We start from the raw sequence: 12,195 nt of genomic DNA on the forward strand, positions 1-12,195 counted from the left end.
GCATCCTTCGTCTGATCTACTTAAAATGAATTCACTCTATTCTGTTAGCCGCGTACTGAGGGGCCGACTCTCTTGCCGCCGGATGTCCAGAAGACTCCATCTTGGGAGTTCGCATCAACACGAACGAGAAGATAGAGTGCAAGAGGGACGAGGAAATCTATGAACAGGGAAATCAGCACTACTGCGACAGTGCCTCCATCACTTAGGGTTGCCCATACTGACTTGAACGTGTGAGAGAACGTGTTCAGTTCTACGTTCGGCGACGAATAGGCCGGGTTGCAGCGGAATTCAGATTTTGTCTTGTCGCCGTGGAGGGCTTGATTTTTCTTCTCATCCGCAAGTAGCGACATGGCCTTCTTGCACGAATCGCGATAGCCTTTTATCAGATCCTCTACGTATGCGGGAACCTGCTTTATCTCTGTTGTGTCGGCAAGCGTTTCATCGATTTTTCTGCTGAATAGCGTGTAGTAATCTTCGGCTTGCCGTATATCGTTCAGCTTGTCGACATATCTATTTTCGCTCAATTTTGCCTGGAGCGCATTTTCAATGAGTTCTGCGTAATCTCTGGCGCACCGATCCCAGTCTTCTTGAGTGCTGCCAAGACGCAGTCTGGTAAAGCTTCGTCCAAGTTCGCTCTCAATATCCTTCAGTACCTGTTCTGTCAGAGGGCCGAATCCTCGCATTTTGCACTGCTTTTGCAACTGGCCGGATTTTTCTCGTACCGATGCGGCCATGGCATTCAGTTGAACATCCTGAAATGCCGTTTTAATCGATTCTCTAAGGTCGCCTAAGTCAGTTCTATGTTGCCGGAGTTCTTCTCTTATCAGCGAGTTGGCCCGGTAATTGGGATAAAATGAGTTGAGATTGCAGACGAAAGTTATGGCTGCGCAGAGCAAATAGAATCCTAGGCCAACGGCTGACCCTTTGATCGCCTTGTTGTACGCAAGAATCATGATCAATAGAAGGCCGGTCGCGAGAACAAATCCGCCGTATTCTGAGCCTAGTATTCTGTAGTTTGAGAGGCCTTGCCCGGTATGAAACCACCCAATCAAGAAGCAGATGGTTGCGGCTATCATTGCCAATCTTTGATGTCTTGATAACGCAACTGAGTGCGAAGGTTCTGTGGGCATTGTTTTTCTCCTAAGATTGCGGATGTAGATAAATTTGTGAAATTCGACAGCAGCCATTCGAGGGTGAAATCGGGAGTGCTATGCTATATCCCATATAGCATGTTTTATACTAGGTCGGGAGGTGGCAGTCAATGCAGTTGATCGTCATTTTCGCCTTCGTGAGTTTGCGGGCATACACTTCGGTTTGCTCGTTGATGAAGGCTGATGTGGGGGCATTGCAGCGGCGATGGAAGCGCTCCGGACGGCTTTCTGTGCTGGATGGGTGCCTGCAGACCTTGGTTGAGTTTTTGGGTCATTTCACGTACTTGCTATTAGCTGTTTGTAATACGCAAAAGACATTTTTATTTGATAAAATACGTTAATAATTAACGGCTTGTGTAAGCACATTGTAAATATTGTCAAAGAAGGCGTCTGCCCTCGTCTTTTTGACGACAAGCACGGGGGAACATCTGCACCTATTCCGCTGATGAGCCGCCTTGCCCTGGTTGACGAGCCTCGCCGTGCCGGCTATGCGCGCCGGTAAGATCTTCGGGAGATCCAGGCGATGGCTGTCCGTGCGGTGCTTTGCGACATGAACACCTTCGAGGAAATCGCCTTCTGGGCCGAGAGCAAAGAGGCCTGGCTCAGGCGCTTTTTCTAACTCCAGCAGGTTGATGCAAAACCCAGTGAACGATCCGGCCACCCACCTGTCCTAGCCGTATCCTCGAACCCCAGGCAGAACAACGAGGCGCGGCGAAGTTGATCCCCAGTCCTCGATGTTTTACTATTTCTCGGTCGAGTCCCGGATTCCGGCCAGGGCCATTGCACTTACCTGCCATGCGCCAGTCTGATCCCCAGCATCGCCTCCCTGTAGCCATCCTCCCAGGCGGCGAGCTTGCGCTTCATGCGCATGCTGATCTTTCCAAACTTGGCTTGGGTGGCGGTTTCGGTCTTGAGCAGATTGAGAACGATGCGCTTCAGCCGGGAGAGGTTGTCGGCGGCGTAGTCCTTGCGCACGGTGGCGGCGTCTTCCTGGAAATTGACGTCCAGCATCCAGTGCACGCCATTCTCAATGCCCCAGTGCGCCCGGACGGCTTTGGCAAAGTCGATGGCCGGCATGGCTCGGGACGCGATGTAGTAGCGCCGTTCTGGCGCAGAGGCCTTGTCGCCAACCATCCTCAGCGATTCGACCATGCCCAGCATCTTGCACCCTGGCCAGTGTTCAACATCCACTTCGCCTGCATTGGCAGCCACCCAGAACTCCTGCCACACGAAGCGGCCATGGGCTTCCTCAGAGAAGCGGGCGTATTGCCCGGCCTGCTGCAGCGCCTCGCGCTGGGCGAGGCCGAAGCGCTCCTGGAGCATGACTTGAAGGGACGGCTGGTTGCCTTTGACGGCCAGCAGGTAGTCGGCCTTCTGTGCCAGGATCTTCGCGGCGATCTGGCTCTGGCAGCCCATTGCATCGATGCAGACCAGATAGCCCCGGATAAGCAGGTTGTCGAGCAGTTCGGGGATGGCGGTGATCTCGTTGCTCTTGTCACTGACCTTCTCCTGGCCCAGCACCAGCCCACATTCGGTGGCGAAGGCGCTGACCATGTGGATCGGCCTGTTCTCGCCATCACCCGAGCCTCGTATCGTCTTGCCATCGACCGCCAGCGAGCCCGTGCTCACCGCGGGCACCAGGCCACCCGCCCAGCGCCGGAAGGCCGACTCGAAGGACTTCGGGTTCAGGATGCGGAACACCCGGTTGAAGGTGTCGTGGGACGGGATGCCACCCTCGAGTTTGAGAAAGCGCCTGAGCCAGGCCTCCTTGCTCTGGGCCCAGAAGGCGATTTCCTCGAAGGTGTTCATGTCGCACAGCACCGCGCAGACGGCCATCGTCAGGATCTCCTGGAGATCATGCCGGCGCGCATAGCCGGCACGGCGAGGGTCGTCGACCAGGGAGAGACAACTCATCAACGGCATCGGTGCGGGCGTTTCCATGCTCATCGTCCAAAAGACGAGAGTGGACGCCTTTTGGAAGAAGTTCACAATGTGCTTGCGTAAGCTGTTGAGTGTGAACGGGTTTTAGTGTTGTGGAGTGTTGTTTGAGTGCGCGGGGGGCGGGTGACGGGCAAATGCAATGGCCCTGCGCCGATCCCTGGTGCCGTTGCTGACGCTCACTGGAACATGTCGAATGACTTTACAGAATGTTTCAGGCGTGTCGGGCTGGCCGTGTCAACTGGTTGATTATATGGATGTTTCAAATCAGGGAACGAATTTTGCTGGAGTGGCTGGCGCGGTTTGCTGCAAATGGGTCAGGGGACTTCGTGCCTGTCCGCTGCAATGCGGCTTCAATTGAAATGGGAGAATCCATGAAAGCGATTATCAGAGCTCTGAGTGCCGCCAGTCTTGCGTTCGCCCTTGGCGCGCCTGTTCAGGCGGCGCAGATGACCTGGGGCGTCAACGCGTCCATCGGGGCAAATTCCGTCACTGGATCGGTGGTTTTTGACGACGCCCTGGTACAGGGTTTTTATGACGGGATGGCTGACCCGAACGATACTCACCTCACCGGTGACTTCGTGCTTTCGTCTGCAGGTTTGGGTTGGTCGAACGTAGTGTTCAGCGGAATCCTTTTTCAGCCCTATTTCTACAGTGACCAAGGGGATGGGCCGCATATCGACGACAGTTTTTCGGACAATGGCTGGACCCTTTTACTCACTGATCTCAACAACGCATACGTGGTCGACTCGGCCAGCGGCAATTTTCAGCAAGGATCATGGTCATTTGACCGAGGCTTGCACGTTCCGGAGCCGACTTCGCTGGCGCTGGTGCTGACGGGGCTCGCGGCGGCGGGCGTGCGCCGAGGGAAGGGCGGGCGCGTGCTGTGAGCTAGCGAAGGCGCAGTTCGGGATGTGTCGCCGTCTTCCGGGCAGGCGGTACCCGATAACTGCAGAAGCCCCCCGCGCGCCGCGCGGGGGATGGCGGTCGGCTTACGGTTTGTAAGCTTCCACGGCGATGGTCAGCTTCACGTCGTCGCCCACGTAGGGGGCGTACTTGCCGGCGTTGAATTCGCTGCGCTTGATGGTGGCGGTGGCGTTGGCGCCACAGGCGTCCTTCTTGAGCATGGGGTGGGGCATGCAGTGGAAGGAGGTGACGGTGAGGGTGACGGGCTTGGTGACGCCCTTGACGGTCAGGTTGCCTTCGATGGTGGCCGGCTTGTCACCGTCGAAGTTCACCTTGGTGGACTTGTAGGTGATGGTGGGGTACTTGGCGGTGTCGAAGAAGTCTTCGCCCTGGATGTGCTGGTTGAACAGGGGGTAGCCGGTGTTCACCGAGGTGGTGTCGATGGTCACGTCCACCGAGCCGGTCTTGGCAGCCTTGTCGAGGGTGATGGTGCCGGTGGTCTTGTCGAAGCGGGAGAGCTGGGTCGAGTAGCCGAAGTGGCTGTACTCGAAGCGCGGGAAGGTGTGGGTGCCTTCGATGGTGTAGGTCTCCGGCGCGGCGAAGGCGGCGGTGGACAGGGTGGCGGCGATGGCCAGGGTGATGAGTTTCTTCATGCTGTTCTCCGTTTTACAGGTTTGGTTTGGTTGGGGTTGAGGCTTGATGGCTTACTTCTTGGCGGCGTTGGCCACCATATGGAACTTGATCTCGATCTCGTTGGCGACGGCGGACACGTCGGCCCAGGGGCCTTCGCCGATGTTGTAGTCCATGCGCTTGAGCACGAAGGCGCCGTCGAAGACGCCGCTGGCACCTTCCTGCTTGAAGGTGAAGGGGGCGACCACGTCACGGGTCTGGCCCTTGATGGTCATCTTGCCCAGGGCTTCGTAGCGGTTGCCGCCCAGGGCCTTGACACCGGTGGACACGAACTTCGCGGTGGGGAAGGCCTTGACGTTGAACCACTGCTTGCCCACCACCTCGTCGTTGGCGTCCTTGGAGCCGGCGTCGATGCTGGCCAGGTCGATCTCGAGGGTGGTGCTGGCGGCGGTGGGCTTGGCCGGGTCAAAGGCGATCTGGCTGGTGAAGCGCTTGAAGCTGCCGGGCACGGGTACGCCCATCTGCTTGGACGAGAAGGCCAGGCTGCTCTTGCCAGCATCCACCTGGTTGAACTCGACGGCGTGGGCGGTGCCGGCCATCAGCACGGCGGCGGTCAGGGCGAGGGTACGGATCTTCATGGTTTCTCCTTGGAGTCGTTCGTTCATTTGCCAAAGGGCAGCATGCGGCGCAGGGTGCCATCACGGTCGATGATCACGTGCTTGAGGGCGCCGGCCACGTGTAGGCCGACCAGCACCAGCAGGCCGAAGTTGAGGGTTTCGTGCACCGCCTTGAGCAGGTCGCCCAGGTCGTCGCTCTTGCCCACCAGGTCGGGCAGGGGCAGCACGCCGAAATACACCACCTGAAAGCCCTTGGCCGAGCTCATCAGCCAGCCGCTCAGGGGCACCAGGAACATCAGCAGGTAGAGCAGGTGATGGGTGCCTTCGGCGATCTTGTGCTGCCAGGCGGGCATGGGCAGCGGGGCCGGCGGGCGGTGGGTGATGCGCCACAGGATGCGCGGCACGAAGAGCAGCAGCACGGTGATGCCGATCCACTTGTGATACGAGTAGAGCTTGAGCTTGTTGGGCGACAGGGGCAGGTCGTGCATGTAAACGCCCAGGGGGAAGGCCACCAGGATCAGGGCGGCGATCAGCCAGTGGGCTGCGATGGCCGGGCCCGTGTAGCGCGGGGTCGGGAAGTTCATGGTCAGTGCTCCGGGTGATAGGGGGCAGGGCTGGCGTCCTGCCAGAGATAGGCGTCCATGGCCAGACCACCGTAGGTGTATTCCGGTTCCAGGCGCAGGGGGATTTCCCCGGGGCTGGCTGCGCCCAGGGCCGAGAACAGGGGCAGCAGGTGCTCCTCGCTGGGGTGGGCGGCGGCGCCTTCAGCCGACATGCGGCGGTATTCGAGCAGGGCCGGGCGGTCGTCCCGGGCCAGGGCGTCGCCCAGCCAGTCGGCAAAGGCCCGGGCGGCGCTCACCGGCGCGCTGTTCTCGCCCCAGGTGAGCCAGCCGAAGTTGTGGGTTACCGAGCCGGAGGCCAGGATCAGCACCCCTTCGTCCCGCAGGGGGCGCAGGGCGGCGCCGATACGGCGGTGCCAGTCGGTGCCGGCGAAGGGCTGCAGGGCGAGCTGCACCACCGGGATGTCGGTCTGGGGGTACATGGCCTTCAGGGGAATCCAGGCGCCGTGGTCGAGACCCCGGTCGGGGGTGGTGGCGCAGGGCAGGCCGGCCGCGGCGAGCAGATCGCCCACCCGGGCGGCCAGTTCCGGCGCGCCGGGGGCCGGGTATTCCATGGCGTAGAGGGCCGGCGGAAAGCCACCGAAGTCGTGGATGGTGTCCGGCCGGGCAGCGGTGCTGACGGTCGGCTCCCGGGCCGCCCAGTGGGCCGAGATCACCAGGATCGCCCGGGGGCGGGGCAGGGTGGCGCCCAGGTGCTGCCAAAGGGCCACGGTGGCGCCGGGCTTGAGCAGCACGTCCGGAGCGCCGTGGGAGACGAAGAGGACCGGGTGACGCGGGTTCATGCAAGACTCCTCGGGGCGAAGTATTCGTGGATCAGGCAGTCCAGGGACTTGGGCGGGTGGCCCACCAGGGCTGCAAAGTCGCGGCTGAGGGGGGAGAACTGCCCGGCGGCGATGGCGGCAAACAGGCTGGCGCGGGCGTCCAGGGCATCGACCGGGCCGTTGGCGCTGCCGGCTTCGTAGCGCAGCGGGCGGCCGCACACCCGGGCGATGCGGGCGGCGATGTCGGCCAGGCTCAGGGCGGCCTGGCCGGTGAGCCGGTGGATGCGCTGGTCGAGGCGCGGGGCCAGGGCGGCGGCGGCGATGGCCTGGGCCAGTTCGTCCCGGGAGACCAGGCTGAGTGCGCCCTCACCGGGCGGCACGGGCAGGCTGCCATCGCTCAGGGCCGGCGCGAACCAGTCGGTCAGGGCATCGGCACAGGGCGGGCAGCGCAGCACGGTGTGGGGCAGGGCGCTGTCGGCCAGCAGGGCCTCGGTGTCCCGATGGACGCGGGAGAAGGGCGTGGCCGGCGCCATGTCGGCCTCCAGGCCGCCGACGTACAGCACGTGGCCGACCCCGGCCGCCACGGCGGCCCGGATGGCGTTGCCATGACGCTGGATGCGCAGGGCCGCCGGCCCGTCGGTGGGCACCAGCACCAGGCGCAGGGCGCCTGCGAAGGCCTTGGGCAGGGTGTCCGGCTGGTCGAAGTCGCCGTGCCGCACGGTCACGTCGCGGTTAGCCAGGTCACCGGCCCGGGCGGGCTCCCGCACGCTCACCGCCAGGCGACGGCCGCGCAGGGCGGGCTCGCGGGCAATGAGGTGCTGGACGATGCGCCGGCCAAGCTGGCCATTGGCGCCGGTGACGAGGATCACGCTGCTCTCCTGGGTTCAAGAATTAGATGGGCGTACTTTAGGCTTTCGATTCGCCTTGAAATAGCCTTTAATGGGAAATTATTTGTTGCTGGATTTGAAACAATGGATCGACTCGAGGGCATGTCCACCTTCATCCGCGTGGCCGAGGCGGGCAGCTTCACGGCGGTGGCCGAGCGCCTGGGGCTGGCCCGCTCGGCCATCACCCGCAGCATCGCCGCCCTGGAGGCCCACCTGGGCGTCAAGCTGATCGCCCGCAGCACCCGCAACCTGCGCCTCACCACAGCGGGGGAGGTCTACCTGGAGCGCTGCCGGGAGATCCTGGCCCTGGTGGATGCCGCCGAGGGCGACCTGGCCGGCGACGAGCGGGCGCCCCGCGGGCCCATCCGCATCAGCGTGCCGGTGAGCTTTGGCGTGCGCCACCTGGCGCCCCTGGTGGCCGATTTCATCACCACTTACCCCGGGGTGCGCCTGGACGTGGATTTCAACGACCGCCAGGTCAATCTGATCGAGTCCGGCCTCGACATGGCCATCCGCATCACCACCGAGCTTGATCCGACCCAGGTCGCCCGGCGCCTCAGCACCTCGCGCCTGCTCACCCTGGCTTCCCCCGAATACCTGGCCCGCCACGGCAGGCCCCGGGTGCCGGACGATCTGCTGATCCACCAGTGCCTGGGCTACACCGGCACCGCCCGCAGCGCCTGGCCCTACCAGGTGGGCGGGGCGCTGCAATGGGTGCCGGTGCAGGGCCGTCTGCAGGCCAACAGCGGCGACGCCCTGCTCGATGCCTGCCAGCGGGGGCTGGGCATCGTGCGCCAGCCCAGCTTCATTGCCGCCCCCGCCGTCCGCGCCGGGCTGCTCGAGGTGGTGCTGGCCGACTACCCGGGGCCCGAGCTGGGCATTCACGCGGTGTTTCCCAGCAACCGCTACCTGCCCACCCGGGTGCGGGCCCTGGCCGACTATCTGGCGGAGCGCATCGGGCCGACCCCGTACTGGGATGAAGGCCTGTCTTGACGTAGCGTCATGTTGCATTGCGGGGAGAGAGATCTTTGCTATAACGATTCCATAACCGGCCCCCGCAGAGAGCCCCGCCAGCACACAAGAACGCATTCAGCATCCCGTGGCGGAGGGAGGCGCCGGCATGCAGTCTTCCGGAACAGGAGATGCATCCATGAAGCGCACCGTCATTGCCGTGCTGGCTTTGTTGTCCTCGCTCCTCCTCATCCTGCATTTCGCCTCGCCGGACAGCCCGGCGCCAGGGCCCGCGCCGGCCCATGCGGCGGATGCGCCGGCCGCGCCCCCGTCAGCCCTCGCCCAACTGCCCGACCCCGGCATCCAGGACCAGGACCTGCCCTACCGGGAAGCCTGCGCTCGGGAGGGGCTCAATGAATCCGAATGCGTTGGCCGCCTGATCTGGTTCAAGGCCACCGGCGGCAACGAGCGCTTCCACACCTACACCTTCCAGCAGCGCGTGGGCGTGCTGGTGGACTGGTTCCGGGTGCTGCGGGCCGACCAGCGCAACGACCGCTTCTGGGCCTGGGGCATCATCAACGACCCCGCCTGCTGCACCCCGGGCGCCGACGGCTGTCCGGCAAAATCCCTCGACGAAACCTACGGCTTCGACTGGTGCCCTGGCGACGACGTACTGCTCAAGCACGTGGGCCAGACCGGCTACGTGGACCCGGCCTGCGGCCTGAAGGACGCCGCCCTCGACCCGGACGACCCCCACAGCCAGGGCGGCAAGACCGACCAGCGCCACAGCGCCTGCGACCTCCATTTCGGCACCTCCACCGGCGCCCTGGGCATCCGCAAGTTTCCCAACCCGCGCTTCGACCCGGACAAGTGGAAGGCCGTCAATGGCAGCCTGGGCACCTGGGCCGGCTTCAACCGCAAGATGGACAGCGTCACGGGCCTGGAATCCGACAGCCGGGTCAGCAAGCTGGCCGATGCCTCCGTCGAGCCGCCCTTCCTGATCGGCACCTCCTGCGGGTCCTGCCACATCGCCTTCGACCCCCTCAACCCGCCGGCCGACCCGGCCCACCCCAAGTGGGAGAACATCAAGGGCCTGGTGGGCAACCAGTACACCCGCATGTCCGAGCTGCTCGGCTCCGGCATGCACAAGACCGCCCTCGAATACCAGATGTTCGCCCACGCCCGCCCGGGGGTGACCGACACCTCGGCCATCTCCCACGACCAGGTGAACAACCCCGGCACTATCAACGCCCTGATCAACGTGGCCCAGCGCCCGGTGTTCAAGGGCGAGGCGGTGAGCAAGTGGCGAAAGGTGGCCCAGTGCGGTGCCGAGAAGGACGAGGCGAAATGCTGGTGCGAGCCCGGCCGCCAGGGCAAGTGCTGGCAGTTCGGCACCCGCAACGACGACGTGACGCCGGTCTTCCTGGGCGGCACCAAGGTCAATCTGCCCGGCATCCACCACATCCTGAAGGGCGGCGAAGACTCCACCGGCGCCCACGAGGCCATCCAGCGGGTGTATTTCAACATCGGCTCCTGCGCCGAACAGTGCTGGGTCAATCACTTCACCGACATGCGCCAGGTGGACCCGGAGCAACGCGGCTTTGGCCAGACACCCTTCAACGTGGGCCAGTGCCGGCGTGACTGCCCCAGCTTCCGGGCGGTGGAGGACCGCCTGCAGAACCTCCTGGATTTCTTCGCCTCGGCCGAATCCGACGAGACCGACCTGCACGCCGCCCGCGCCAATGCCCGCAAGGCGAAGAACCCGGCGGCGGCCTACACCCGCGCCGACCTGGTGGCCGATCTGGAGAAGGAGTTCGGCAAGGGGGCCGTGGCCCGGGGCCAGGCGGTGTTTGCCGACAACTGCGCCCGCTGCCACTCGAGCATCCCCGAGGCCGAGGGTGGGCCCTTCAAGAGCCGCGACTTCGCCGCCCCCAACGAGGCCCACCCCCGCAAGGTCCGCGCGGACTTCCTGAGCAACGACCAGACCGTGCCGGTGACCGAGGTGGGCACCTTCCGCTGCCGGTCCCTGCACTCCAACCACATGGCCGGCCACCTCTATATGGAATACGGCTCCGACAGCCTGCGCGGCCGCGGCGTGATGGCCGACATCCCCGAACCCGAGGCCCTCAAGAACGGCGGCCGGGGCTACCTGCGCAACATCTCCCTGGTGAATGTGTGGAGCACCGCGCCCTTCATGCACAACAACGCCATCGGCCCCGAGATCTGCGGCAAACCGGCCAACAAGGACAACGACTTCCACCGCGCCCGCTATGCCGATGCCGACAACCGCCTGCTGGCCAGCCAGCCCGAATGCCTGCGCTACGATCCCAGCGTGGAGGGCCGCTTCGAGCTCTACAGGCGCTCCATGCACGAGCTGCTGCACCCGGGCGAGCGGGGCCGCAAGATCACCCTGACCAACGCCGACCTGCTCATCGACCTGGGCATCCGCCCCGTCGAGGGCAAGACCGAAAAGCCCCTGGGTGGCTTCGGTCAGGTGAAGATCCCCATGGGCGTGAGCGCCGGCTTCCTCAACGGTCTGCTGCACAAGCAGCTCATCGGTGATCTCTTCCTGGCCAAGCGCGACCCGGCCCGGCTGGAGGCCGCCGGCCGGAAGGATCTGGTGCCCACCCTGCAGGCCATCGCCGACGACGTGCTCAAGAACCCGGCGCGTTTCGTGGAGATCCTGCGGGAGAAGCGCGACTTCCTGGCGGCCCACTACCAGACCTGCGACCAGCTGGTGGAGAACGAGGGCCACCGCTTCGGCGAGGACCTCTCCGAAGCCGACAAGAAGGCCGTCACCGCCTTCCTCGCCACCCTGTGAGAGGAGCCGCCGCCATGCCCGCCCGCCAACTCGCCCTGGCCCTGTGCGCCGTGCTGGGCCTCGCCGCCTGCAGCAAGGACGTGCCCCAGCCCAACATCGCCTTCGCCCCCTGGGACAAGGCCTACGCCTCCAAGCAGGACCTGGCCCAGGTGGACTATGCCCATCCCCTGTCCGCCGCCGAGATCGCCCGCATCACCCCGGAGTGGCTGGCCACCCTCGACCAGGAGCAGATCGACCAGATCTACGCCCGCCTCAGCGCCGGCCCCATCCCCGACGGCGCCTTTGACGGCAAGATCCTGCTGCCCCGGGGCGGCACCGGCAAGTTCCGCCTGTCGGAGATCGTCGGCGGTTTTACCGGCATGGGCCTGCACCTCAAGGGCCTGGTGCTGGAGGACGTGGGCGAGACCCTGTGGCGCGGCAAGGTCTTCTACCGCAACGACCGGGTGCTGAGGAACCGCATCGAAGATCTCTCCCTGCTCAAGAAGATGGGCCTGGTGAAGGGCGACCCGGCAAAGATGAACTTCGAGGGCAAGGAGACCTGGCTGCTCTTTCCGGCCAAGCTCTACTGCGGGCAGAGCCTGCTCGACGCCCGGCGCGAGTCCATCATCATCGACTACTTCTTCACCGACGAGATCGCCGGCTACCAGGAGAACCCCGACTTCCTGGCCGGCCGCCGCGGCCTGCGGGTGCGCGACGAGATCCGCATGATCCGCCCCGGCTTTTACCTGGGCCGGGCCTATCTGGACAAGGCCTTCGCCCTCAACTTCACCCTCTACAACAAGGCCATGGACGAGCAGGGGCGCGACGCCTTCGTCAAGACCGGCCAGGTGCAGGAGGACTGCTGGCCCGGCACCCAGCCCCGTAAGCTCGTGGTGGCGGCCGGCGGCTGAGGGCCGGTGGGGTGGGGCGCCAT

The 12,195-nt window shown here is 64.1% G+C and carries 12 protein-coding genes; 4 read left to right on the plus strand and 8 right to left on the minus strand.

Annotated features, from left to right (window positions below; translation table 11 throughout):
• Window positions 1-44: 44 nt before the first annotated feature.
• From L6Q67_RS12785 to L6Q67_RS12795, 3 genes are all read right to left on the minus strand, one after another.
• Window positions 45-1,130, minus strand: a complete 1,086-nt coding sequence (locus L6Q67_RS12785) for a hypothetical protein (protein WP_296569883.1) — start codon at window positions 1,128-1,130, stop codon at window positions 45-47.
• A gap of 358 nt (window positions 1,131-1,488) precedes the next feature.
• Window positions 1,489-1,812, minus strand: a complete 324-nt coding sequence (locus L6Q67_RS12790; protein WP_296569885.1) for a hypothetical protein — start codon at window positions 1,810-1,812, stop codon at window positions 1,489-1,491.
• A gap of 125 nt (window positions 1,813-1,937) precedes the next feature.
• The gene (locus tag L6Q67_RS12795; protein WP_296569887.1) at window positions 1,938-3,065 is read right to left on the minus strand and encodes an ISAs1 family transposase; all 1,128 of its coding nucleotides are present in this window, start codon (window positions 3,063-3,065) and stop codon (window positions 1,938-1,940) included.
• A gap of 398 nt (window positions 3,066-3,463) precedes the next feature.
• Here L6Q67_RS12795 and L6Q67_RS12800 point away from each other — a divergent pair, with 398 nt between their 5' ends.
• Entirely contained in the window at window positions 3,464-3,979 is a 516-nt protein-coding gene (locus tag L6Q67_RS12800) for a PEP-CTERM sorting domain-containing protein (RefSeq protein ID WP_296569889.1), read from the plus strand.
• A 102-nt stretch (window positions 3,980-4,081) separates the two neighbouring features.
• On the opposite strand, the gene L6Q67_RS12805 is transcribed toward L6Q67_RS12800, so the two are convergent.
• The 5 genes from L6Q67_RS12805 to L6Q67_RS12825 are packed head-to-tail and all read right to left on the minus strand — an operon-like array spanning window position 4,082 to window position 7,492.
• Window positions 4,082-4,648: a YceI family protein gene (locus L6Q67_RS12805; protein ID WP_296569890.1), complete on the minus strand. Its 567-nt coding sequence runs from the start codon at window positions 4,646-4,648 to the stop codon at window positions 4,082-4,084.
• A 51-nt stretch (window positions 4,649-4,699) separates the two neighbouring features.
• Entirely contained in the window at window positions 4,700-5,263 is a 564-nt protein-coding gene (locus L6Q67_RS12810; RefSeq protein WP_296569892.1) for a YceI family protein, read from the minus strand.
• A 23-nt stretch (window positions 5,264-5,286) separates the two neighbouring features.
• Entirely contained in the window at window positions 5,287-5,826 is a 540-nt protein-coding gene (locus L6Q67_RS12815; protein ID WP_296569894.1) for a cytochrome b, read from the minus strand.
• Between the two features lie 2 nt (window positions 5,827-5,828).
• Window positions 5,829-6,644, minus strand: coding sequence for a class III extradiol ring-cleavage dioxygenase (locus L6Q67_RS12820; protein WP_296569896.1), 816 nt, complete (start codon window positions 6,642-6,644; stop codon window positions 5,829-5,831).
• Entirely contained in the window at window positions 6,641-7,492 is an 852-nt protein-coding gene (locus tag L6Q67_RS12825; RefSeq protein WP_296569898.1) for an NAD(P)H-binding protein, read from the minus strand. The genes L6Q67_RS12820 and L6Q67_RS12825 overlap by 4 nt, the downstream gene beginning before the upstream one ends.
• 102 nt (window positions 7,493-7,594) lie before the next feature.
• Between L6Q67_RS12825 and L6Q67_RS12830 the strand changes: the two genes are divergently transcribed.
• The 3 genes from L6Q67_RS12830 to L6Q67_RS12840 all read left to right on the plus strand — a co-directional run bounded on the left by L6Q67_RS12830 (window position 7,595) and on the right by L6Q67_RS12840 (window position 12,172).
• Window positions 7,595-8,503 carry a LysR family transcriptional regulator gene (locus tag L6Q67_RS12830; protein WP_296569900.1) on the plus strand — a complete coding sequence of 303 codons (909 nt, stop codon included), beginning with the start codon at window positions 7,595-7,597 and terminating at the stop codon, window positions 8,501-8,503.
• A 157-nt stretch (window positions 8,504-8,660) separates the two neighbouring features.
• Window positions 8,661-11,282 (plus strand): cytochrome c, encoded by a 2,622-nt coding sequence (locus tag L6Q67_RS12835; RefSeq protein ID WP_296569902.1) that lies wholly within the window; start codon window positions 8,661-8,663, stop codon window positions 11,280-11,282.
• A 14-nt stretch (window positions 11,283-11,296) separates the two neighbouring features.
• The gene (locus L6Q67_RS12840; RefSeq protein ID WP_296569904.1) at window positions 11,297-12,172 is read left to right on the plus strand and encodes a hypothetical protein; all 876 of its coding nucleotides are present in this window, start codon (window positions 11,297-11,299) and stop codon (window positions 12,170-12,172) included.
• The last annotated feature ends 23 nt before the right edge of the window (window positions 12,173-12,195 follow it).

It is taken from the genome of Zoogloea sp., assembly GCF_023150065.1.
Taxonomy (GTDB): domain Bacteria; phylum Pseudomonadota; class Gammaproteobacteria; order Burkholderiales; family Rhodocyclaceae; genus Zoogloea.